20 protein-coding genes and 1 pseudogene are annotated in these 23,286 nt (G+C 39.0%); 12 read left to right on the plus strand and 9 right to left on the minus strand.

Going from position 1 to position 23,286, the window contains the following annotated elements; translation table 11 throughout:
- Window position 1: 1 nt before the first annotated feature.
- The 3 genes from DOD25_RS02565 to DOD25_RS02575 all read right to left on the minus strand — a co-directional run bounded on the left by DOD25_RS02565 (window position 2) and on the right by DOD25_RS02575 (window position 2,871).
- Window positions 2–943, minus strand: a complete 942-nt coding sequence (locus DOD25_RS02565) for a DUF58 domain-containing protein (RefSeq protein WP_064340180.1) — start codon at window positions 941–943, stop codon at window positions 2–4.
- Entirely contained in the window at window positions 940–2,064 is a 1,125-nt protein-coding gene (locus tag DOD25_RS02570; RefSeq protein WP_004119505.1) for an AAA family ATPase, read from the minus strand. The genes DOD25_RS02565 and DOD25_RS02570 overlap by 4 nt, the downstream gene beginning before the upstream one ends.
- Window positions 2,065–2,154: 90 nt before the next feature.
- Entirely contained in the window at window positions 2,155–2,871 is a 717-nt protein-coding gene (locus DOD25_RS02575) for a uracil-DNA glycosylase (RefSeq protein ID WP_004106746.1), read from the minus strand.
- A gap of 129 nt (window positions 2,872–3,000) precedes the next feature.
- Between DOD25_RS02575 and DOD25_RS02580 the strand changes: the two genes are divergently transcribed.
- A complete protein-coding gene (locus DOD25_RS02580) occupies window positions 3,001–3,675 on the plus strand; it encodes a LytR C-terminal domain-containing protein (protein ID WP_112928640.1) in 675 nt (224 codons plus the stop codon).
- Window positions 3,676–3,874: 199 nt separating this feature from the next.
- On the plus strand, window positions 3,875–5,500 hold the full coding sequence (gene groL / locus DOD25_RS02585) for a chaperonin GroEL (RefSeq protein ID WP_004106741.1): 1,626 nt from the start codon (window positions 3,875–3,877) through the stop codon (window positions 5,498–5,500).
- A 102-nt stretch (window positions 5,501–5,602) separates the two neighbouring features.
- On the opposite strand, the gene DOD25_RS02590 is transcribed toward groL, so the two are convergent.
- Window positions 5,603–5,896 carry a WXG100 family type VII secretion target gene (locus DOD25_RS02590; RefSeq protein WP_004106739.1) on the minus strand — a complete coding sequence of 98 codons (294 nt, stop codon included), beginning with the start codon at window positions 5,894–5,896 and terminating at the stop codon, window positions 5,603–5,605.
- A gap of 53 nt (window positions 5,897–5,949) precedes the next feature.
- On the opposite strand from DOD25_RS02590, the gene DOD25_RS02595 reads away from it, so the two are divergent.
- From DOD25_RS02595 to DOD25_RS02625, 6 genes are all read left to right on the plus strand, one after another.
- Entirely contained in the window at window positions 5,950–6,855 is a 906-nt protein-coding gene (locus tag DOD25_RS02595; RefSeq protein ID WP_112928642.1) for a hypothetical protein, read from the plus strand.
- Window positions 6,856–6,934: 79 nt separating this feature from the next.
- Window positions 6,935–7,675, plus strand: a complete 741-nt coding sequence (locus DOD25_RS02600; RefSeq protein WP_004106736.1) for a response regulator transcription factor — start codon at window positions 6,935–6,937, stop codon at window positions 7,673–7,675.
- Between the two features lie 2 nt (window positions 7,676–7,677).
- Window positions 7,678–9,627, plus strand: a complete 1,950-nt coding sequence (locus tag DOD25_RS02605) for a sensor histidine kinase (protein ID WP_112928644.1) — start codon at window positions 7,678–7,680, stop codon at window positions 9,625–9,627.
- 191 nt (window positions 9,628–9,818) lie between these two features.
- Window positions 9,819–10,208 (plus strand): cold-shock protein, encoded by a 390-nt coding sequence (locus DOD25_RS02615; RefSeq protein ID WP_004106732.1) that lies wholly within the window; start codon window positions 9,819–9,821, stop codon window positions 10,206–10,208.
- 17 nt (window positions 10,209–10,225) lie between these two features.
- Window positions 10,226–11,644: a DUF3027 domain-containing protein gene (locus tag DOD25_RS02620; RefSeq protein WP_064340184.1), complete on the plus strand. Its 1,419-nt coding sequence runs from the start codon at window positions 10,226–10,228 to the stop codon at window positions 11,642–11,644.
- Between the two features lie 151 nt (window positions 11,645–11,795).
- Window positions 11,796–14,405, plus strand: coding sequence for an ATP-dependent Clp protease ATP-binding subunit (locus tag DOD25_RS02625; protein ID WP_064340185.1), 2,610 nt, complete (start codon window positions 11,796–11,798; stop codon window positions 14,403–14,405).
- 80 nt (window positions 14,406–14,485) lie between these two features.
- On the opposite strand, the gene DOD25_RS02630 is transcribed toward DOD25_RS02625, so the two are convergent.
- Entirely contained in the window at window positions 14,486–14,662 is a 177-nt protein-coding gene (locus DOD25_RS02630; protein WP_231880161.1) for a type IIL restriction-modification enzyme MmeI, read from the minus strand.
- A 247-nt stretch (window positions 14,663–14,909) separates the two neighbouring features.
- Here DOD25_RS02630 and DOD25_RS06425 point away from each other — a divergent pair, with 247 nt between their 5' ends.
- The 3 genes from DOD25_RS06425 to DOD25_RS02645 all read left to right on the plus strand — a co-directional run bounded on the left by DOD25_RS06425 (window position 14,910) and on the right by DOD25_RS02645 (window position 19,012).
- Complete coding sequence (locus tag DOD25_RS06425; protein WP_196776773.1) at window positions 14,910–15,059, plus strand: hypothetical protein; 150 nt, start codon at window positions 14,910–14,912, stop codon at window positions 15,057–15,059.
- A 222-nt stretch (window positions 15,060–15,281) separates the two neighbouring features.
- On the plus strand, window positions 15,282–17,252 hold the full coding sequence (locus tag DOD25_RS02640; RefSeq protein WP_101892143.1) for an ATP-dependent nuclease: 1,971 nt from the start codon (window positions 15,282–15,284) through the stop codon (window positions 17,250–17,252).
- A gap of 14 nt (window positions 17,253–17,266) precedes the next feature.
- Window positions 17,267–19,012 (plus strand): UvrD-helicase domain-containing protein, encoded by a 1,746-nt coding sequence (locus DOD25_RS02645; RefSeq protein WP_101892142.1) that lies wholly within the window; start codon window positions 17,267–17,269, stop codon window positions 19,010–19,012.
- Between the two features lie 735 nt (window positions 19,013–19,747).
- Here DOD25_RS02645 and DOD25_RS06460 read toward each other — a convergent pair.
- The 3 genes from DOD25_RS06460 to DOD25_RS02660 are packed head-to-tail and all read right to left on the minus strand — an operon-like array spanning window position 19,748 to window position 20,363.
- Window positions 19,748–19,939 carry a type II toxin-antitoxin system death-on-curing family toxin gene (locus DOD25_RS06460; RefSeq protein ID WP_231880199.1) on the minus strand — a complete coding sequence of 64 codons (192 nt, stop codon included), beginning with the start codon at window positions 19,937–19,939 and terminating at the stop codon, window positions 19,748–19,750.
- An 8-nt stretch (window positions 19,940–19,947) separates the two neighbouring features.
- The gene (locus tag DOD25_RS06465) at window positions 19,948–20,124 is read right to left on the minus strand and encodes a Fic family protein (RefSeq protein WP_231880198.1); all 177 of its coding nucleotides are present in this window, start codon (window positions 20,122–20,124) and stop codon (window positions 19,948–19,950) included.
- Window positions 20,121–20,363 (minus strand): prevent-host-death protein, encoded by a 243-nt coding sequence (locus tag DOD25_RS02660; RefSeq protein ID WP_004106718.1) that lies wholly within the window; start codon window positions 20,361–20,363, stop codon window positions 20,121–20,123. The genes DOD25_RS06465 and DOD25_RS02660 overlap by 4 nt, the downstream gene beginning before the upstream one ends.
- Before the next feature lie 253 nt (window positions 20,364–20,616).
- On the opposite strand from DOD25_RS02660, the gene DOD25_RS02665 reads away from it, so the two are divergent.
- A complete protein-coding gene (locus tag DOD25_RS02665; RefSeq protein WP_112928645.1) occupies window positions 20,617–21,342 on the plus strand; it encodes a MerR family transcriptional regulator in 726 nt (241 codons plus the stop codon).
- A 352-nt stretch (window positions 21,343–21,694) separates the two neighbouring features.
- Here DOD25_RS02665 and DOD25_RS02670 read toward each other — a convergent pair.
- Window positions 21,695–23,218: pseudogene (locus tag DOD25_RS02670) on the minus strand (DNA/RNA helicase domain-containing protein); the annotation flags it as partial.
- Between the last annotated feature and the right edge of the window lie 68 nt (window positions 23,219–23,286).

Raw genomic sequence — 23,286 nt, forward strand, 5'->3', positions numbered from 1 at the left:
TCTATTCAACCTCCTTGCTAAATGAGTCAGCAAGATAATTTGTACGGCTCACTTTTTGCGCAGAAATATGGAAAACTTCTTCACTTGAAGAACCATGAATTATTGAAGATTGAACACCAAGCAGCATATCGTATAAAGCGTTTATTCTAATATTTCTACGAGCTTCAACTTCATTTTTATTTGATTCTTTTTTCAAAAACGCCGGTACTTTACGTAAAGTAATTCCATCAAATATTTGCAAATCAATTGCAGAATCAAAAGGATTAATAGGAGAAATAACAATAACAACAAGCTTATGGTTTTGCGTAATTTTGCGCAAAGATTCAGCGTTATGAGCTTGTAATGCATACTCATCAGTTATTAAAACTACCAGACCATTATTGTCAATATTTTTTAGTAGCGAAGTAAGCAACGCATCAATATCTCTGGTATTTTTACGAGTATTAAGCAACGTATAATCTAGATTTCGCTCAAAATCAGAAAAGTTGCTAGCAGCATGAACATTGATAACATTTTTTCCATCTGCACACAACAACGAAACAGCATCATGACGTTTTAAACTCAAAGACGCAAAAAAGCATGCAGAATTAGACGCAACTTCATACAGAGATTCTCCAGAAACACAAGCTCCATTCATATTTATGCTTGTATCTAAAGCAATCCAAGTATGAGAAGACGAAGTACGCTCTCTAGAAGACACCATAGGCTGTCCAGTTCGAGCGCTCGCAGACCAGTTCATCATGCGAGCTTCATCTCCTGGCTGCCATGCGTGTATGTCAATAACATCACCTGTGCCAAAACGCCTGTGCGAAGGATGGTCTCCCTCTAATAAGCCTAAAGCTTTACGCGCAATAGGCAAATCAATTCGCTGATCCAAAAGCTCAATTTTGCGACGCACGGCTTTAGCAGGTTCAGATAATACTAACCGCTTCGTACGCATCATGGCACAGGAACCGTCTTAACTAATGCATCAATTACTTGATCTGTAGTAATAGAATCAGCTAAAGCTTCAAAAGTTAAAAGTATGCGATGCCTTAACACTTCATGCGCAAACAATTTAATATCTTCAGGTATCACATAATCGCGTCCAGAAAGTAAAGCGTGAGCTTGAGCAATACGAATAAGTGCAATTGATGCACGAGGGCTAGCTCCCATACGAACCAATGAATTAATCGTAGGAAGTGGATGCGTACCTTCACCGCGAGAAGTGGCAACAAGATCAACTACATACTTCATAACTGCTTCAGAAACGTGTATGTGACGCGCTGCAGTACGCATAAAAACAACATCTTGCAAACTTATGCGTTGAGTATTTAGCTTTGAAGGATCAACGACATCCGATCCTCGTTGAGTAAGTAATTGCAGCATACGAACTTCCTCGTCAGGATTAGGGTAAGTCATAACTGCTTTTACCATAAAACGATCCATCTGGGCTTCTGGAAGATTAAATGTTCCTTCTTCCTCAATTGGATTTTGCGTAGCAATAACCATAAATGGTTGAGGCAGAGGAATTCTTTCGCCTCCAATAGTTGTTGCTCCTTCTGCCATAGCTTCAAGCATTGCAGATTGAGTTTTTGCGTTTGAACGATTAATCTCATCCAACAAAATAACATTTGCATGGATAGGACCAATTTGCGTAGTAAAACGTTGGGAAGCAAAATCAAAAACTTGAGTACCAACTAAATCTGCTGGCATTAAATCCGGAGTACACTGCACACGACGGAAACTACCTGACATAGCTGTTGCAAGAGTTTGAGCAGCAGTAGTTTTTGCGAGACCTGGTACTGATTCAATAAGAATGTGTCCGCCTGCAATAAGAGTAAGGATAAGAGACTCTCGTAAAGCGTCTTGACCGACTAAGGTTTGTGCAAAACGTGCGCGCAAAATATTTGCAATTTGTTGGCAACGACGTATGTCATCACTCGAAATAGTTGCAGTAACTTGCGCACTTGTATTAGAAACAGCAGACGGCTGAGGTACAGCTGATCCAATGCCAAGCTTAGAAGCAATTGAAGTTTTATCGGTTAACGGTTTCTTCTGTGGTTGCGGTGGAAATAATGCCATAAGAGACATTTTAACCGATATGCAGTACTGACATGTTCAAAAATGGCATTTTTATTGTCTTTATAAGATAATTTGCAATATTTAAGACAATTAGATTTCTTGAGAATCTAGGGACCAATTAATTGGCGAAACTCCCATATTAATTAAAGCCTGATTAGCTCTTGAAAATGGATGCGATCCAAAGAATCCTCGCATTGCAGAAAGAGGGCTTGGGTGCGCTGATGTAATAAGAGTTGCATTCGTCAGCAAAGGAGCCAAACTTTGCGCATTACGACCCCATAAAATAGCTACAAGCGGCAATGGATTACCATTGCAATCAGTTCTATTGTTTAATGCTCGAATAGCTGCATCGGTTACAGGCTCCCAACCTTTTCCTTGGTGGCTATTTGCCTTACCAGCCTCAACAGTTAAACATCTGTTAAGAAGCATCACACCCTGCCTGGTCCACGGTGTTAGATCTCCACTCTTTGGAGTTTCTACGCCTAAATCGTTTACTAATTCTTTATAAATGTTTATGAGACTTTTTGGCAGTGGGCGCACTTTTGCAGCTGTGCAAAAACTTAAGCCTACTGGATGGCCCGGCGTTGGATATGGATCCTGGCCAACAATTAAAACTTTAATGCTTTTTAGTGGAATAGAAAAAGCACGCAAAATATTGTGGCTAGCAGGAAGAATATGATGTCCGCTTTCTATCTGCTCTCGCAAAAATACTCCCATTGCGCGTATTTGTGGCTCAACTGGCTTTAATGCTTCAGCCCAATCAGGATCCATTAGCTCGTTTAAAGGTTTAATATTTTGAGGATTCATATTGCTACTGTATGTCAAGGCATACCATAAAAGGAAATTAATCAAATTTTCTAAATTTGTGCTTTGTGCTAAGCATTGGATAATATAGATTCATTGTTGTTTAAATGATCTTTTATAAGGAGTGCAATTATGGCGCGAAATAATCAGAACGTGTCGTATACGCCTGATGCTTTTGATGAGCCACCAGAGGGACCAGTTGGAGTTCATCGTGGAAATCCTGCGTGGTATGCCGTAATACTTCCTTATTTTGTTGCATTAATCATTGCGGCGGTTGTTGGCGTTTTGGTTTGGGCTATTGCTTCTGGTGAAATCTCACATCTTCCGTTGCCTTGGAACCATCAGCAACAATCATCTCAATCAACATCTCCTGCTAAGCCTTCTGAAAACAAAAAGTCTGCTAAAAGCGACGAAGATAAATCTTCTGAAGACGAAGATGATGACGACGATAATAATAAATCTGAAGAAAATAAATCAGATAAGAAAGATGCTGATGACTCTAAAGATAATTCAGCAAATGATTCTAAAGCACAAACTTCACTGGACAAATCAGTTGCTGTGAAAGTTCTTAACGCAACCAAGATAAGCGGTCATGCTGCTGCTGGCGCAGATAAGTTAAAGCAAGCAGGATACGCAAATGTGACAGCTGGAAATCCAACTGGTAAAGTCCCAAGCGAATCTGTTGTTTGGTATAAAGACGATTCCCAAAAAGCTGCAGCTGAAGATATTGCAAAGACTTTAGGTATTAGCGCTGTCGAAAACGAAAAAGAAATCGTTTCTCCGATTGTAGTTGTGCTTTGCAAGTAATATTTTTCGCATAAAAATAACCGGTTAGAATTATTTCTAACCGGTTTTTGTGTATAAACGCCAAAAAAGTTGGCACTCGGGTACATAGAGTGCTAATCTTCAAATTAGCACTCAAGCCTTGAGAGTGATAATAAGCAGCTGACGGCTTATTACTCAAGATTGCAGTGAAAAGTCCATAAATAACGTATGTGGAGGAATAATGGCAAAGATTATTGCCTATGAAGAGGACGCCCGTCAGGGTATGCTCGCAGGTCTTGATAAGCTTGCAGACACTGTTAAGGTTACACTTGGTCCAAAGGGTCGAAACGTTGTGCTTGACAAAGCCTACGGCGCTCCAACCATTACTAACGATGGTGTTTCTATTGCTAAGGAAATTGATCTTGAAGATCCATACGAGCGTATTGGCGCCGAACTTGTTAAAGAAGTAGCTAAGAAGACTGATGACGTTGCAGGCGACGGAACCACAACTGCTACTGTTTTGGCACAGTCTTTGGTGCATGAAGGTTTGAAGAACGTTGTTGCAGGAAGCAACCCAATTGCTCTTCGTCGCGGCATTGAAAAGGCTGCTGAAGCAATCGTTAAGGAATTGCTTGCTTCTGCAAAGGATGTTGAGACCAAGGAACAGATTGCTGCTACTGCTACGATTTCTGCAGCTGATCCTGAAGTTGGCGAAAAGATCGCTGAAGCTTTGGATAAAGTCGGTCAGGATGGTGTTGTCACAGTTGAAGACAACAACAAGTTTGGTCTTGACTTGGACTTCACTGAAGGTATGCGCTTTGATAAGGGTTATATTTCCCCTTACTTCGTCACTAACGCTGACGATCAAACTGCTGTTCTTGAAGATCCATACATTTTGCTCACTTCTGGCAAGGTTTCAAGCCAGCAGGATATCGTCCACATCGCTGAGCTTGTTATGAAGTCTGGTAAGCCATTGCTTATTATTGCTGAAGATGTTGATGGTGAAGCATTGCCAACGCTTGTTTTGAACAAGATTCGTGGAACTTTCAATACTGTTGCTGTTAAAGCTCCAGGATTCGGCGATCGTCGTAAGGCTATGCTCCAGGATATGGCTATTTTGACCGGTGCACAGGTTGTGTCCGACGATCTTGGTTTGAAGCTTGATTCAATCGATGCTTCGGTTTTCGGTCATGCAGCTAAGGTGATTGTTTCTAAGGATGAAACAACTATCGTTTCCGGTGCTGGCTCAAAGGAAGATGTTGATGCTCGCGTAGCTCAGATTCGCGCCGAAATTGAGAGCACTGATTCTGATTACGATCGCGAAAAGTTGCAAGAGCGTCTTGCTAAGCTCGCTGGTGGCGTTGCTGTTATTAAGGTTGGCGCTGCTACTGAAGTCGAAGCTAAGGAACGCAAGCATCGCATTGAAGATGCAGTTCGTAATGCTAAGGCTGCCATTGAGGAAGGTTTGCTTCCAGGCGGTGGCGTAGCTTTGGTTCAGGCTGCTGCGAAGATTGAAAAGACACCAGCTATCACAGAGCTTAAGGGTGAAGAAGCTACAGGTGCTGCAATTGTGTTCCGTGCTGTAGAAGCTCCAATCAAGCAGATCGCTCAAAACTCTGGTGTTTCTGGAGACGTCGTTCTCAACAAGGTACGCGAACTTCCAGAAGGCGAAGGCTTCAATGCTGCAACTAACACTTACGAAGATTTGATGGCTGCCGGCGTTACTGACCCAGTTAAGGTAACTCGTTCTGCTCTACAGAATGCAGCTTCTATTGCTGGTTTGTTCTTAACTACTGAAGCTGTTGTTGCCAACAAGCCTGAGAAGGCAGCTGCTGCACCACAAGCTGGTGCCGACATGGGCTACTAAATAAAAAATAAAAGTGGCTCAAAAGTCTAAAACTCAATAGTTTAAGTAAATGGCGGCATGCTCAATGTAAGCGTGTCGCCATTTACTTTTTCATCACATTAATCAGCTCATCCCAAATAACGAAGTAGCTTGCGTTTCAGCATCAAGATACACTCCTGATGCATGTTGCATAGCTTGCTGAATTGCTTCTAGCGATTGTTCCATTTGTTGTTGCGCTGCTCGCCATTGCTGAGCGGTCGACGCAAATCGTGTAGCCGCCGATCCAGTCCACACGCTTTGTAATTGCTGTAAATTGGCATACATCCCGTTGACTGCATCTCTAATTGCACTAACCGAGGTTCCAACGGCTGCCGCAGCCTGCTGAATTTGCTCTGAATCAACTCGAAATTGTGCCATATTTCCCCTCCATTTGTTTTGCGTCTAAATAAACGCTTCTTTATAAATTATTTTTGCGAAACATTTCACATAAATTAAGCAAAGATTTTTATAATGCTACTTTTACTTGTGTGATGTCACGCTATTATGAATATATGCCATCAAAAAAGTACGAAAAAGATTTATGCGCCAATGTGGTTAAAAGCTTATCTTGCACGCGCGTTGCAAATTTTAACTACCAGCTTCCTCGCTCAAAACTATTTTTAGCTAAACGCGTATTGCTTTTATTAATGGCATTTTTATTTAGTTTTTCTTTTATTCTTCCAACTCTTCCAATAAATTCGCTCATATTTTCACCTTTAAATAGAGTAAATACAATTAATGCATATGCTGAAAGTAATGAGCAAAATTCTGGAATAGTTGCAACAGACTCAATAACAGACACAGAAAATTTGCTTGGGGATTCTGTCAGTAAAGTTGCTGACATGATTGAGACAACAAAAAAGCGTACAGGAGTAAATGTTAGGCTCTTATATTTGTCTACTTTTGGAAATACAAAAAATCCATCAAAATGGGCTAGTGATTTGTTGATTAGTACGCTTCCAGCTAAAAATACTGTGCTGCTTGCACTAGCAACTCATGATGGAAGATTAGTTGTAGCTGTTTCACCTAATTCCGATGAATGGCTCAAAAATAAAAATACTGTAGACTCGTTATCCGATGCAGCTTATAAGCCATTAGTAAGCACAACTGGAACGCATTGGGATCAATCTGCAATAATGATGATGAAACAAATAATGCGTGCAAAACGTACGTCAACAACTTCTTCTGCAAGTCTTATTTCTACAATTATTATGCTATTAATATTGTTGGCATTATTCTCAATAGTCGCGATTATTCTGTTTAGAAAGAATCGCATACAACGTCAAATACTTGCTGGTGCTAGAAAAGCTCGTAGAAGGCACGCTCGTCACAGGTAGACAAAAAATATTCGATAACTTGTTTTATTTTCAGCAATTATTCAGGAAACATTCAGCTTGATAAGTGATGCTAATCAATATGAGTAAGAACGTTGAAGCATCTATTGTCGTGGTCGATGACGAGCCATCAATCCGTGAACTTTTGGTAGCATCTTTGCATTTTGCTGGGTTTGAAGTAGAAACTGCCGCATCCGGCTCAGAAGCTGTTGAAGTAATTGAACGAGTAAATCCGAATCTTATCGTTATGGATGTTATGCTCCCAGATATTGATGGTTTTACTGTTACGAGGCGTATTCGTCAAAATGGAATTAAAGTTCCCGTATTGTTCCTAACTGCAAGAGACGATACACAAGATAAAATTATGGGTCTAACTGTTGGTGGAGATGACTACGTTACAAAGCCATTCAGCTTGGAAGAAGTAGTGGCAAGAATACGAGCAATTCTTCGCAGAACACAAGAACCTGATGAAGAAACTCATATTATAAAAGTTGCGGATCTTGAGATTAATGAAGATTCTCATGATGTAACTCGATGCGGTATGCCAATCGAACTTAGCCCAACTGAATACAAACTACTTCATTATCTTATGGACAATGAAGGTCGAGTTCTGTCAAAAAGCCAGATTTTGAATCATGTATGGCAGTACGATTGGGGCGGAGACGCAGCGATAGTTGAATCTTATATTTCTTATTTAAGAAAGAAGATTGATGGCATTGAAATTACTGACGATTCAGGAAAGCCGCAAAAAGTAGTTCCTCTTATTGAAACTAAACGTGGCATCGGTTATATGATTCGAGAACCTAAGGCAGGTCAAGCCTGATCATGCAATCTAGTAATAATAACTACGATAATGCTGAATCAACTATTAGCAACAGTACGAATAATAACTCTAAAGATGATTCAGATGTTAGCACTGCTGGAAAAAGTGTTGCGATAGTGCTAAGCGAAAATGACAAAAGAGATAAAAAACCTCGTAAAACCTGTTGGCTACGTCGTCGCATAAATACAATACCACTGAGTACGCGCTTAGTTGCATGTACTCTCGCTATTTTAACTGTAGCTGCTTTTTGCATATCACTATCGATCCAGCAGCTCGTAGGAAATTATTTGCTAGAAAAAACTGATGCACAATTAGCCGGTCAAGCGCAATTTGTTTATGACAATGTTGATTCATTGCGCATGAAAAACTCAAATCAATCTTCAGTAGGTCCGAATAATTACTTTATGCAAGTTAGGGATACGCATAATAAGATTATTTCTACTCCGTTAATACCAAAAATTAAAGGATCGATTGTTTCGGTTCCTAAACTTCCTGCAGACGGTTTTGATAGTAAAAAAATTGTTACTCACAAACCTTACACAGCACCTGCAATCGTCAGGGGAAATACCAATAAAGTCGATGCAATCACTAAAAAAGCTGCAAAATCACCATGGAGAGTTTTAGTATTAACGTGGGGTCAAAAGAATAACTATAACTCAGAGTTAAGCGTTAGCGGTTACGTCTATATTGCTTTATCTCTTAGCGATCAAATTGACACCGTTAGCACACTTACTCGTTACTGCATAATGGTAAGTATTGCAGTTATTTTGTTTGGAGCAGTATTTGCAGCAATTATTATTCAATCAGCTTTAAGACCGTTAAAACGAATTGAAAAAACAGCTTCGAAAATTGCTTCTGGAGATTTAAGCAAACGAGTTCCATCTGCTCCTGAAAATACTGAGGTTGGATCTTTAGCAGCTTCTCTTAACTCTATGCTCGCTCGTATTGAAAGAGGATTTAATGAGCAAGAAGATATGACAGAAAAAATGAAGCGATTCGTTTCAGATGCAAGTCATGAATTACGTACTCCATTGGCTGCAATTCATGGATACGCTGAATTGTATACAATGTGGCGCAACATGCCAGGAGAGCAGGAGAGAGCAGATGACTCTATTGCTCACATTAAAGCTTCTAGCGAAAGAATGACTGAGCTAGTAGAAGATTTACTTTCTTTGGCGCGTTTTGATGAAGGTCGTGGAATTAATATTTCACAGCAAGTTAGCTTGTCTCCAATACTTTCTGACGCAGCTAATGATTTACATGCTCTTGATCCTGCTAGATCCGTTCAGCAAGGCTATTTGACTATTTCGGATGAGTGGAAGCTTATGAATTGCACAAATTGCAATTTTGAGCGTAAGCTCCAATTCCATGCTGGAAAACTTCCAAGTGTTATGTTACTTGGCGATGGCGCTAGATTACGCCAAGTAATGACAAATATCGTAGGAAATATTCATAGATACACCCCTGTTGATTCTCCTGTAGAAATTGCAGTAGGAGTTATGAAGGCATCTATAACTCCAAATGAATTATCTAAATTACCTTCTGTAAAAGAATCACTGAAGGAGTTTTTGGAAGCAGCGGAAGTTAGCCAATCTACTGATACTGGTCATAAGTATGCTGTAATTCGAGTTGTTGACCATGGTCCTGGAGTTCCAGAAGAATCTTTATCTAGAATTTTCGAGCGTTTCTATATTGCTGACCCATCAAGAGCTAGAGAAAAAGGTGGAACTGGCTTGGGTATGGCAATTGCGCAATCTGTAGTAAAAGCACATCATGGTTTTATTTGCGCAACTATATCTTCTCCATCAGAAGCATCGACCGATTCTAAAACTAATCTTGATGACACTATGGATGGGTCTGAGCCGATAGATGTTAAACCTCATGGCTTAACTCTTACTGTAGTGCTGCCAGTTAATGAAATTGAAGATCCTTCTAAACTTGTTAGCGATTAAAATATTGGCATGAGTAACACTTGCGTAGGTTAAAAAAATTTTATTGCCCGCGTGTATGCGCTACAATGTAATAAGGAAACAAGTAATAATAATATTTGGTACACTATCTATAGACCTATCGCATATGCTGATGCTTGATGCCTTGTGCACTTCAGCGTGCGAAATGAGAATTATTTGGAGTGAGGTGTGTTATGCCCAATGGGCGCGTGCGTTGGTACGATACGCAGAAGGGGTACGGCTTTATTGTTGGAGATGATGGTAAGGATGTTTTCCTGCCAGCAGCAGCATTGCCAGTTACTGTAAAAACTCTACACAAGGGTACACGAGTTGAGTTTTCTGTAATTGAAGGTCGCAAAGGACCACAGGCGATGGGTTTGAATGTTATTGCAACAGCACCGTCGCTTGTCAAGGCTACTCGTCCTAAAGCCGAAGATATGGCGGCTATTGTAGAAGATCTTATTAAACTTCTTGATTCTGCTGGTAATGGTTTGCGTCGACGTCATTATCCATCAACTGCTGAAAGCAAAAAACTTGCTACATTGTTGCGTGCAGTGGCAGATAATTTTGACGTTCAGGAATAGTGTCTGGAATATTATTTATGACTGATGAAGTGATGGATCCACAAGAACTAGCTAGAAGTATAGCTGTGGAAACTTCAGAACGTACTGGTGCAGTAGGTGATTTTGTATCTTCTACAGAGCTTGGTGACGGAGTTACAGACTTTCGTTTCGTAAGCAATTTAGTTGGATATGAAGGCTGGCAGTGGTCAGTTACGTTGTATCATGATGAGGAAACGCAACGTTGGACTGTGAATGAATCAACGCTTGTTCCTACTGAAGATTCTTTGCTTCCACCACCATGGATTCCATGGAAAGACCGATTGAAACCAAGTGATCTTTCTGTAATGGATTCTATTGGCACATCTGAAGACGATTCTCGACTAGAAGATGGCTTCCGTCAAGTAAATAATATTGATGATAGTAATTCTGAAAAGAATATAGAATCAGCAAATTCAGATGATAATTCTGAGTCTAAAACTGAAGATGACGCTAAAGCTAATACTGAGGCTGAAGATAATACTGAAGCTAATACTAGCGAAGAAGATGCAGACACAAACGCAAACGCAAAAAAAGATATTAATCAAAATCAAGAATCTTGCGATGCAAATAATGATTTTGACGAAGATCTTGAAGAAGCTGTTTCAACGCTAAGACTGTCTCGCAGACGAGTAATGACTGCGGAAGCAATTTCGCAAACAGCTAAACGCTGGTACGCAGGTCAACATGGTCCAAAGTCGTTATCTACAAAAATTGCCGATGGCAAAGCATGTTCATCATGCGGATTCCTCATTCCTCTAGCTGGAAGTTTAGGCTCTATGTTTGGTGTATGCGCAAACATGTGGAGCCCAGACGATGGGCGAGTTGTCTCGCTTGATCATGCTTGTGGTGAGCATTCTGACATTGAACCACCTGAGCCATCGCAGCTTTGGATTCAATCTGAGCCCGCATACGACGATTATCATATTGACATTTTGCAACAAGCTCCACGAGATGAGCGAGCAGACGTTGAGCTTATTGAGGAAGCAATTGAAGACAGTAAGATGCATCGTCGTAAGCGCAGAAAATTAGATTCAAAATTGCGCAACAAAAAAGAAGCCTCAACAGACAAAGATGAACAAAATAATTTATCTGAACCTGATTTAATTGACAATTCAACTATTGACGAAAAATTATATGAAAATAATGATGACAAAAATCGTGAAATTGAAGTTAAAAATCAAACTGAAAAAATTGAAGAGACTGTAGCTAATGAATCTGAAAAATCTGAAAAATCCCAAAACGATGCAGATTATCCTGATTCTTCAGAAGTAAACTTGCCAGACGAAAATTCTGTTACAGAAGAAATACCGTTAACAGAAAAAATTGAAGAGCCACAAGAATCTGAAGACACTTCAAAAACTACAACATCCGCATCAATGCGATTATATAAAAGAAAATCTCGCAGACAACATAAGTAATTATGCAAGAAACGAAAATATGAACATTTAGATTCATCATTCATGATTATTGTGATGCTATGGAATGCTGTACGAATGAGTAAATATATACGACGCTTCGCGTCATGGCGACTCGTTACCATGGAATGAAAGAAAAGAACGGAAGGCAGTTATGTTTGAACGGTTCACTGATCGCGCACGACGCGTGATTGTGCTAGCTCAGGAAGAGGCTCGCTCACTTCAGCACAATTATATTGGTACTGAGCATATTTTGCTCGGGCTTATTCGCGAAGGTGAGGGCATTGCCGCGAAAGCGTTAAGCTCAAAAGGCGTAGACCTAGAAGGCACTCGCAAACAGGTTGAAGAGATGATCGGCAAAGGCACTGTTTCGCCTGCTGGTCATATTCCTTTTACGCCTCACGCTAAGCAAGTGCTTGAACTGAGTTTGCGCGAAGCTCTTCAGCTTGGTCACAGTTATATTGGTACTGAGCATATTTTGCTAGGGCTTATACGCGAAGGCGAAGGTGTGGGCACGCAAGTACTTATAAAGATGGAAGTTGATCTTGGAGATTTGCGAAGCACTACTGTTGATTTAATTCGTGGAGATAATGCTCCTAACGGTAGCGAGAAGGGCGAGTTAGCTAATGCTGGAAGTGTACAAGATAAGCGAAATCAATCCGGCTCTGCTCTTCTTGATCAATTTGGACGCAATTTAACATTTGAAGCTCAAGAAGGAAAGCTTGATCCTGTTATAGGTCGTTCTGAAGAAATTGAACGCGTTATGGTTGTACTTAGCCGACGCACGAAGAATAATCCTGTGCTTATTGGCGAGCCTGGAGTTGGTAAGACTGCAGTTGTAGAAGGTCTCGCACAGAAAATCGTTGAAGGCGATGTGCCTGAAACGTTAAAAAATAAGCAAGTTTATTCGCTAGACTTAGGTTCAATGATTGCAGGATCTCGCTATCGTGGCGATTTCGAAGAGCGCTTGAAGAAAGTGCTTAAAGAAATTAAAACACGCGGCGATATTGTGCTTTTTATTGATGAAATTCACACTATTGTTGGAGCAGGTTCTGCTGATGGAGCTCTTGGCGCATCCGATATGCTTAAACCAATGCTTGCGCGTGGAGAGCTACAGACAATTGGTGCTACTACTACTGACGAGTATCGCAAGTATATTGAAAAAGATGCTGCTTTGGAGCGTCGTTTCCAGCCGATTCAAGTTCCAGAACCTACAATTGCTGAAACTATTGAGATTCTTAAGGGATTGCGTTCTCGCTACGAAAATCACCATCATGTAACTATTACCGATGGAGCTTTACAGTCTTCTGCTGAGCTTTCTGATCGTTACATTCAAGATCGTCACCTTCCAGATAAGGCTATTGATCTTATTGATGAAGCTGGTGCGCGCTTGCGTATTAAGCGATTGACTCAGCCACCTGAGCTCAAAGAATTAAACCATAAGATTGCTAAGATTTCCGAAAAGAAAGATGAAGCAATCAAGCAGCAAGATTTTGAAGAAGCTGCCAATCTTCGCGACGATCAAGAAAAGCTCGAGAATGAAGCTGCAGAGAAGGAAAAGGCTTGGCGCGAAGGCGAGTCTAACGTCAAGATGGTTGTTGACGAAGACATGATCGCTTCCGTTGTTTCAAGCACTACAGGCATTCCTGTAGTAAAGCTTACTCAAGCGGAATCGCAGAAGCTTCTTCAAATGGAATCTGAACTTCACAAGCGTATTGTTGGTCAAGATGAAGCTGTGTCTGCTTTAGCTCGATCGATTCGTCGTGCTCGAGTTGGTTTGAAGGATCCTAAACGTCCTTCTGGATCGTTTATTTTTGCCGGTCCTACTGGAGTTGGTAAAACTGAGCTCGCCAAGGCACTCGCAAACTTCTTGTTTGATGACGATAATGCCTTAATTAGAGTTGACATGTCAGAGTTTGCAGAAAAGTATGCTGCGTCTAGGCTTTTCGGTGCTCCTCCTGGATATGTTGGATATGAAGAAGGCGGCGAGCTTACTGAAAAAGTTCGCAGAAAGCCATTCTCTGTGGTGCTTTTCGACGAGATTGAAAAAGCTCATCCAGATATTTTCAACACGCTTTTGCAAGTACTCGATGACGGTCACTTAACAGACGGTCAGGGTAGAAAAGTGGACTTTAAGAATACGATTATTATTCTTACCACAAATCTTGGTACTCGCGATATTGCGAAGGCTGCAAACACTGGCTTTACACTTGGAAATAACGCTGATTCCACGTATCAGCGCATGAAAGATCAGGTTAATTCTGAGCTTAAGCGTCATTTCCGTCCAGAGTTCTTAAACCGTTTGGACGACACTATTGTGTTCCGTCAGCTTACAGAGCCAGAAGTTCGTAAAATTGTTGACATGGACGTGAAGTTGCTTAACGACAGGCTGTTTGACCGTCACATGTCTCTAGAAATTACGGATGCCGCTAAGAATTTGCTTGCACAGAAGGGCTTCGATCCTTTGCTTGGTGCACGTCCGTTGCGTCGCGTAATTCAGAGAGATATTGAGGATACTATTTCTGAAAAGATTTTGCTTGGTGAACTTTCTGACGGCGAACACATTAAGGTGGATGCTGAAGGCGAAGGATTGCTGGGGGAGTTCACAATTAAAGGCGAAAAGTTCGAGACAATAGACACAACTGCTGTTGTTGCTACTGAAGATAGCAAGTCTGAAGAAAATAAATCTGAAGATAGCGAAAAAGAAGATAGCGCAGCTAAAGAAGATATTACTGCTAAAGAAGATAGCAATAAGAATAAGTAAAGTTACACAATAACTAACTGAATACACTAAAAGCCCGGCGCATAAATCTCGTCGGGCTTTTCTACTTATTTAACTTAAATTCATTCCTTAGTCATGCGAATATAGGATTTGAAGAGAATTTCCAAACGCTCGTCATTATTAGAGCAAGGCTTTGTGGCACCAAAAGCAACGTCTACTATTTTATCTAGCTCGTTGTGAACTTTGCGCAAATCTTGAGGCATGTATGTTGGGTCTAGTTTCTTAATTCTTGGATACAATGAAACTTTTCCTTCTGAACTCTGGAACTGTTTGCTTTTATAATATGAAACTGTTGCTTTCTGTGTTATATATCCCAACACTCATCATGTTGAGACAATCGTGTTGCTTTCCAAACTAGATTCAAAGAAATATATTAGTGTAGAACTTCCGATGGATGATATGGACTTAACAAGTGCCGAAAGTAAAGCAACCTATAAATAAATTCAAAACTATGTTTTTAAGAAGCTTGGATTTAAGGTATCTAATTTGTATATAGCACAAGTAAAAGAAAAATGTGGAATTAAAGAAAGAGAAAATTATAATAAACCTAAAAAAGAAGACTTAAAACAACCAATTTGTCCAATAGAAAAAGAAGAGGCAATAAAAGATGCGTTTAGATATTTTCAGATGATCTAATAGATATTTGCTAAAGCTAAAATTTCAAAATTAGTATTTGAAAATGTTTAAGTTTAGTATCCTATTAATAATTAAATATTGAATAGAGTAAGTCTATTTTAGCAATAGGTGAGCAATATTATATAAATATAAATTATCAGAATATGAAATTGATTTTTCGAGGAAAAGATTAAGCCTATGGAATAATGTTAAAGTTAAAAAAATAGTGAAAGGATGGCTAAAATGCGATTATCGAAGATAAAGATTAAAAACTACAGATTGCTTATTGATGCCGAATTGGATGTCGATGCAAAAACAACCCTTATTGTTGGCAGGAATAATACGGCCAAGACTTCCTGTAGCAACTGTATCAACACCGTGCTACAAGGAAACGATTTTTCATATAATGATTATCCTATATCAAAGCGAGAAAACCTCTACAACCTGTTTTTTCAGTTCATGGAGAAAAAATTGAGTTATGAAGATCTCTGCAGAGGAATAGAACCTATTTCTATAGAGTTTGTAGTTGATTATTCATTGGATGATCAAGATACAAAATTGGGGGCATTATCACCTTTCATTATTGACGTTGATGTGGATACCACTACAGCGTTAATTCGTGCGGAGTATCAGTTGAAAACTGACGAAAGCAAACTGCGGGAACTGTTTAAGGATAGTTGCTATAGTAATGATAAATTTGCGCCCAAAGCAGAGGAAATGCACGCTATGCTTGCAAGCAATTTTTCGAGGTTGTTTGGCTTAATTATCTATGCGGTTAATCCAAAGAATTTAGAAGATTGGCAAGTTAAAAGTCATAGAGAACTTAAAGACCTTTTCCCTTATTATCCGATTCCTGCAGAACGCATGCTTGGAGAAGATGGTACTCAAAAGAACGAGTCCCTTAGTTCGTTGATTGCGGACTATTTCAGCTTGAACGAGGAAGATTTGACACCTGATATAGCAGAGAAAGTCAAGGAACTCCGTGCAGTAGTTGATGGTGCAAACAAAAATGTGCAAAAAGAAAGCGATCGAATACTCAGTGACTTGGTCAGCAAGGCAGTTGGTTTTGGATATCCTAATGTTGAAGAATTGCAGCTTGGTGTTACTACTGAGTTAAAAATTGACGATCAAATAAAAAACCAGACACGGCTTTCATATAGCTCTGGCGCCGATGACGAAAGCCTGCCCAGCTCCCATAACGGATTGGGGTACAAGAATTTGATTAAAATGGAATTTCTCTTGGCTGCGTTTGCACGAGATGTTGAGAAAAAGGGAGACGCCTGCATTCCATTGTTGTTCATTGAAGAACCTGAGTCACATATGCATCCTCAAATGCAGCATGCGTTTGCGGAGCATTTAGAAAAATTCCTCGATAAAATTACAACTGTTCATATTCAGACGTTTTTAACTACTCACTCTGCACATATAGCGAATACTATGGATTTCTCTAAAATCCGGTATGCGAAAAAGTCTAAATCTGGAGTTGTTTATAAGAACCTTGATATTTTTGCGAGAGAAAATGCTGACAACATGGATTTCATCAAGAAATACCTTACCCTTAGCAGATGTGATTTGTTCTTTGCAGATAAGATCATTTTTGTTGAGGGTGCTTCGGAGCGGTTGCTACTACCGGACATGATAGAGAAATGCGAGAAAGAAAAACTGTTTGATTCAGAAAAATATAAACTGCCCGCACAGTATTATGCTTTGATCGAAATTGGAGGAGCATATGCATACAAATTCATACCTTTTGCAGACTTCCTTGGACTCCCTTGCTTAATCCTTACGGATATAGATTCTATGATAGATGGCAGAACAAAGGCTGTTGTCAGCAAAGGTAAGACTACCTCCAATGCAACAATAAAATGGTGGATGCGCAAAATTAAGGGTATTCCGCAGAATAGTAAAGATAAGATTTACCTTGCGGATATCACCGCTGCAACAGATGCAGAAAAGACTTTGGGGAAATGTCATATTGAATATCAAACTTCGGAAAATGGGATATGTGGCAGATCTTTGGAAGAAGCCATCATGAATGTGAATCGTAGTCATTATGGGTTCACAGAACCTGTTGCCGAAGAAGATTTGGAGTTTACTGAGAAAAGAAAGACGGACTTTGCACTCAATCTGATTTGCAACAATCCTAATTATTCTATTCCTCAATATATTAAAAATGGTTTAATATGGCTTAATCGGCAGCGAGTTCTTGAATGAGGAGGTATTGAGAATTGTCTAAGAATTATGAGTATTTAAATTATAACATAGCTAAGGCGGAAGCAGATAAAGTCGACGAACAAATAATTTCTGCACTCAAGGCTGGGCGTAGCTTCCGCGTGGAGGCAGGCGCTGGTTCTGGAAAAACCTACTCACTAAACCGTGTAATCGAATGGATTCAAGCAAATAAGTGGAATGATTATCGCCGAAAAAAGCAGAATGTAATATGTATTACATATACAAATGCAGCTGTTGATGTGATTTCGCAGCGCTTATCCCAAGATTCATTTATTCTTCCGTCGACAATCCATTCATTTGCTTGGAATGCAATCAAGCAGTATCAAAGTACCCTTATTGGCATTATCGAGAATGATGCGTCATTAACAACGACGGAAACGGACTTCAGCAAGGTGTTAGAGATTCGTTATACTTTAGGACACCGTTATGTATCCCAAGGAGTTCATTACTTGCACCATAATGATGTTTTGAAACTTTTTTGTACTATGCTGGATAATGCAAAATTTCGCCACGTTTTCTCTGACAATTATCCGTTGATTTTAATTGATGAATACCAAGATTCCTACAAACCGATTATCACACGTTTTATAAACTTTTTTATTGCAGAAGGAATAGGCCCACAATTTGGCTTTTTCGGAGATGCATGGCAAACTATTTACCAAACCAACAACGCTTGCGGTGCGATAGAGCACAGCAAGCTTCAGGAAATTAAAAAGGGTTCAAACTTTAGATCAGCTCCCAGAATTGTGAAGCTTTTAAATGATATTCGCCCAGATTTACCACAACAATCTGCAATAGATAATTTTGAAGGTGAAGTAGTTGTTGTGACTTGCGATGATTTTTCTGGAGAACGTCGAACAGAACGGACATTCAAAGACGATCTCCCCGCAGAAGAACTGAAATCCAGACTGTTCCAGCTTTCAGAACACATCAAGAAAAACGTGTCAAAGGATGAAAATATCAAAATTTTGATGATTACTCATAAGGTTCTTGCCACACAGCAAGGATATGAGCGTCTATTAGCCATTATTGATGATGGACTCCGAGATAAACAAGATCCATTTTTGCTATTCTTCATGAATACCGTTGAACCGATATATGAAGCACTCAGCACATCAAATATGCAACTTCTGTTTGATACGCTTGGAATCAGACGATATCCTATCACGAAAAAAGCTGATAAGATGAAATGGAAAGAGTTTGAGTCGCAGCTAAAGAAAGCTCGTAATGGCAGAGCCATTGATGTTATCAACACTATCGTAGAGACAAAGCTAGTGCCTATTCCATCATTGGTTGATGGATACTACCATCTATATTTCGATGCCCCTGATACAATCTATGGATTGGATGCAACAATCCAGGATGTTTTAGATTTAGATTACAGTCAATTTAAGGCGGCCATTGAATTTCTGTACCCTGAATCAGAGTTTTCGACAGAACATGGTGTTAAGGGCGAAGAATACGATAATGTTGTCTTCGTTATCAGTAAGGGATGGAACCAATATCAATTTGAGACTTATGCACCTATGATAACTGGGAAAGTTCCAATACCAGTAGGTAAAGAGGCATCATATGAACGAAATAGAAATTTGTTTTATGTATGCTGCTCAAGACCAAAGAAAAGATTATTTTTATTTGTTTCAATACCTCTTAATTCCACTTTTAGAAATTTTCTAATCGATATAGTTGGATTAGAAAATATTTATACATTTAATGAATATTTAGATAATAAAGCCAAATAAAATGTTGGTTTGAACAAATCTGAAAAGAAAGTTGTTTCTTTACTTATTGAAGATTCAGCTTCCACTTCAGATGAGCGAGCAATTTAAATTGGTTTAACAAAAAGAACCATAGAGCGAACATTTATTTCTTACAAAATGAAAAAGTCATCGAAAGAATCGGAACAAAACGTGATAGAAGATGGTTTGCAATAAAATAGGAAAATAATCCTCATAGATATATTTTATCTTGATGTTTACATGTGGGAGTTTGGACAAAAGTTCGTATGTCGAGAGTGTCGTATTGATGTCAAAGGCTGACTAGGTGGGTGCAAATTTGCCCTTATGCAGCAAGGCTTAGCGAGGACTATCGTTAAAAGGTTTAATGCGTGGCGGCTTTAAGCTGGGTTCTCGCGGTTTTTGAGCGTGATTTTGCTGTATGAGGGAAGATATCAACGCTCTAGGGTCGAGTGCACAGGATGTTAATGTACTTCGCTTGCGTTGAAAGCACACTGTGCTTTCAACTTTGAGCAAGCTCAGCGAATCGAAGTGCATTCGCGCGCATTATGCAGCTCGAAATCATCGACTCGCACGCAGGTTAGCTGCGCTCACGTCTTCGCCACGCAGAAGCAGTGCTTTTGCCTTGAGTGGCTCAGCGCTCTGAATTACCTTTTCGCGCTACGCTCTAAGCGAAAAGGTAGGCTTTGCAGGTCAGACAGACTCTGACAAGTTCTAAAAATGCTCTCGAATGTGGGAGCATTATTCTTGGTGGTTTTCTATCCACTGATAAAGATCGCTTTCATTGGCTTGATTAGATGCGACTTTGAGGATGATATCGATCAAATCTTCATCATTGTAAGAAAGCGTGATGCCATTTAGAGCTAGAAAGATTAGCATGGTGTGGGTGCCAATACGCTTATTGCCATCAATAAAAGGGTGGTTTTTGATCAAACCAAAGGTTAGTCATGTGGATTTATCCAGTAGTGAAGGAAAAGTTCACTTTTATCAAAAGTCTGTAGTGGAGTCTTTAATGCAGAATCAAGCATTCCCTCATCACGAATACCTGAGGAACCACCGCTTGTTTCAATCAGAGCCTGGTGAAGTTTAATCACCTGTTCTCGTGTTAAATACTTCATTTAGCTAATTCCTCATAGACTTTTGTATTCTTTTTGATGAACATATCCGATAAAGCCATGACCTCATCATCAGCTGGAGCAGAAACCTCATCGGCTTTAGGGAACTCTAAAATCACATAGCGCGGAGAGTTGTTTTTTAGTATTACAGCCGAGCCGTATTTATCGACAAGACGAGCAACCTTTGAGAAGTTTTGATTGGCTTCAGAAATTGAAATCAGCGTATCTGTATTTACATTCATAACGATAGCCTCCTTTTAAGGGGATTGTGCCCTATATTTTAGGATAAATAAATCCTAAGTATTTCAAATCTACGTCATAACTATTAACTCAGAAAAGATGTGACAGGTGTCAATCGGAACTCATGGTTTGCCGATTGAAGCTGTATAAATACAACAGTCTTAGGTTGAGTATTAGACGGCAACGCTAGCAAAAAATACTTGACTATGACGTTGCGTAATACTTTATTCTAGTGATAAGGAAGGAGGTGAGATAGTGGAAACAGTGAATGAAGTCAGCAAGATGGCAGGAATTAGTATTCGTACTCTTCAGTATTACGACAAAATCGGTTTGTTAAAACCGTCCGCTTATTCGGAGTCAGGATATAGGTTGTATGGTGATGAGGATCTAAAGGTACTACAATCCATTTTGCTGTTTAAAGCTTTGGAATTTCCGCTCAAAGAAATTAAAGAAATAATAACCAGTGAGCATTTCGACAAAGATTTAGCGCTGGAACAACAAATCAAATTATTAATCCTGAAAAAAGAGCATTTGGAAAATTTAATTCTTTTTGCAAAGGGATTAAAAGCATTAGGAGGTAACTATATGAACTTTACAGCATTTGACACAAGCAAAATTGATGAGTATGCCAAACAGGCGAAAGAGTATTGGGGAGATACACCGGAATTCAAGGAATTTGAAGCTAAAGAAAAAAGGAGAAACAGCGAGAAAACAAAAATGCTCCATCAACAACTCATGCTGATTTTTGCAGAATTTGGCAAGGTAAAATCACAACCCAGCGATTCAGTTGAAGTTCAGGCTTTGGTAAAGAAACTGCAGGACTTTATTACAGCTAATTTCTATAAGTGCTCGAATGAGATTTTATCCGGACTTGGGAAGATGTATGCTTCCGGTGGTGATTTTACGAAAAATATAGATGCGTTTGCAGGCGAAGGGACATCAGTATTTGTCAACAAGGCAATCGAATATTATTGCAAGTAAGTTTTATAATCGAGTTATCGATTAAAAACACCTAATTAACTAATGTAGTGCTCCCAAAAGTTGGACCAAAAATCTAACTTTTGGGATCATTACAAAAAGGTACTTTAATTTTCTACCAGAATAAAAAATTGTTTTGTAGAAAATAGATTCTCAAACTTTTTAACGATAGCTTTTCCTATCGTTAAAAAGTGCACCCAATATCCATAGTGTGCACTAAAGAGTGTAGTTTTGCAATACAGAATATCTAGGCGTAACTTTATACATTTTTGACTTAACTACACACAAACATTTTTCCATGTAATTGTGGATAAAAGGTGCTAGAAGATTCTATTACATAAGCAGGTAGCTCAAATTAATTTAATGAATTACGCTTGCACTGAGCCTCTAGTAACGCTTTTTCTAATTCCATATCGACAGCAAAAATGTAGAGTCCATTAACTCCGCGTTTAAGCAGCACATTAAGCTCATTTCTAAGATTATCAATTGAATAATCTAGCGCAATTCTCTTATTTGCTGATAAATCTTTAATGTGCCTTTTATTAGTTGCTTTATCGTTTCGACTATTTTCTGGGCAAAAAACAACTTTACCATTACGATATTGCACTGATGGACCAATTATTACACCAGCATAATTTAAATCAAATCCTTGAATAGTAAATGTAGATCCAATCTCATTTATAGTATGAGACTGTTCTGCCCATGATTTTTTTGATTCTTTTATTGAATGTGAATGCTTCGCGTGGTTTTGCGATGACAATTGATAATTCCAAGGATGGCTAAAAACCTTACCTTCTTTTTCCAAAATTTCCAACTCGTAACTACTAGCATTAGCATATTGACCAAGTCCAATATGCCATTTTCCATTGTTATCGCAATACAAATCTACATTCCAAGTACCATTTACCGAATTAGGATTATTCTTATTGCTCTTATACTCCCAATCGTATGTTGCAACAAGACGTGATAATCCGTGTCCATCACACCCCGAAGCTTTTTCTTCAGATTTAGACTTAATAGCATTAAATAGCTTAATGGGCGAATCAAATACTTTGAAATCAAAAGGCTTATTGTCAGTATTTGAATCTTCTTTTTTTGTTTCATAATTACGACATACTGGAAGAGTATCAATGCAACCATTGTATACAAAATTTTTAATCCATTCGAGAACATTTTCATTAGCTCTCATACGCATCTGATTTTCAAGAATGAAACGACGGACACTCACACTTATTGAATCATTTAATAATAATTCTTCACAATCATCATCATTATTTTTGAAAGAATTCTTATCCTTGTAATCTGTTCCCAATAATTTTTCTAAATCTTCGGAATTCCAACGCTGGTTGCTTTGTAAAATTTGATTAGGATCAAAAGCTGCAATAACAACTCGAGACCTACATAAAATATCAGACAACATATTTGAACCAGAGTAAGCCTGATTAGCTTGTGTATTCAGCAAATGAGCCTCATCAATAAGAGCTACATCACAGCAACGTTTTGGTCTGTCAATAATGCCACGTCCTTGTTCTGTTTGTTCGCTAAAACGATTAATAAACTGGGAAGGCAGCATAACAAGTTCATCATTATTTTTTTGTAAACGTAATTTTGTTGCTATTTGATTGTATACATTCACTTGTTCTTTATGATTTACAATTATGCAAGCAGTTTTCCTACTATTAATAGTTGAAAATTGCTTATATTCATAATCATAATCTTCTTCGTCGTTTCTTTCTTCAATATCCTCATAATTGTATTGGAGTGATTGGTTTTTTATTTTGCTTAGCTTGTTACAAATTTTATAGAACAAATCACTAAGTAAAACTGTTTTTCCGGTACCAGCATCACCCTCTAATAAAATAAGCGTAGACGAATTAGAGGCATTCACTTAGTGATTTAATTCCTAAAAAATTATCGGCGTAATCGGTATTACTACTGCTACGCCGA

The sequence above is a fragment of the Gardnerella leopoldii genome (genome assembly GCF_003293675.1).
In the GTDB taxonomy this organism is placed as follows: Bacteria; Actinomycetota; Actinomycetes; order Actinomycetales; family Bifidobacteriaceae; genus Bifidobacterium; species Bifidobacterium leopoldii.

Coding starts and splice junctions, on each gene's coding strand:
- DOD25_RS02565 (WP_064340180.1), bottom strand. CDS start 943: ATGATGCGTACGAAGCGGTTAGTATTATCTGAACCTGCTAAAGCCGTG.
- DOD25_RS02570 (WP_004119505.1), bottom strand. CDS start 2,064: ATGGCATTATTTCCACCGCAACCACAGAAGAAACCGTTAACCGATAAA.
- DOD25_RS02575 (WP_004106746.1), bottom strand. CDS start 2,871: ATGAATCCTCAAAATATTAAACCTTTAAACGAGCTAATGGATCCTGAT.
- DOD25_RS02580 (WP_112928640.1), top strand. CDS start 3,001: ATGGCGCGAAATAATCAGAACGTGTCGTATACGCCTGATGCTTTTGAT.
- groL (WP_004106741.1), top strand. CDS start 3,875: ATGGCAAAGATTATTGCCTATGAAGAGGACGCCCGTCAGGGTATGCTC.
- DOD25_RS02590 (WP_004106739.1), bottom strand. CDS start 5,896: ATGGCACAATTTCGAGTTGATTCAGAGCAAATTCAGCAGGCTGCGGCA.
- DOD25_RS02600 (WP_004106736.1), top strand. CDS start 6,935: ATGAGTAAGAACGTTGAAGCATCTATTGTCGTGGTCGATGACGAGCCA.
- DOD25_RS02605 (WP_112928644.1), top strand. CDS start 7,678: ATGCAATCTAGTAATAATAACTACGATAATGCTGAATCAACTATTAGC.
- DOD25_RS02615 (WP_004106732.1), top strand. CDS start 9,819: ATGCCCAATGGGCGCGTGCGTTGGTACGATACGCAGAAGGGGTACGGC.
- DOD25_RS02620 (WP_064340184.1), top strand. CDS start 10,226: ATGACTGATGAAGTGATGGATCCACAAGAACTAGCTAGAAGTATAGCT.
- DOD25_RS02625 (WP_064340185.1), top strand. CDS start 11,796: ATGTTTGAACGGTTCACTGATCGCGCACGACGCGTGATTGTGCTAGCT.
- DOD25_RS02640 (WP_101892143.1), top strand. CDS start 15,282: ATGCGATTATCGAAGATAAAGATTAAAAACTACAGATTGCTTATTGAT.
- DOD25_RS06465 (WP_231880198.1), bottom strand. CDS start 20,124: ATGAAGTATTTAACACGAGAACAGGTGATTAAACTTCACCAGGCTCTG.
- DOD25_RS02660 (WP_004106718.1), bottom strand. CDS start 20,363: ATGAATGTAAATACAGATACGCTGATTTCAATTTCTGAAGCCAATCAA.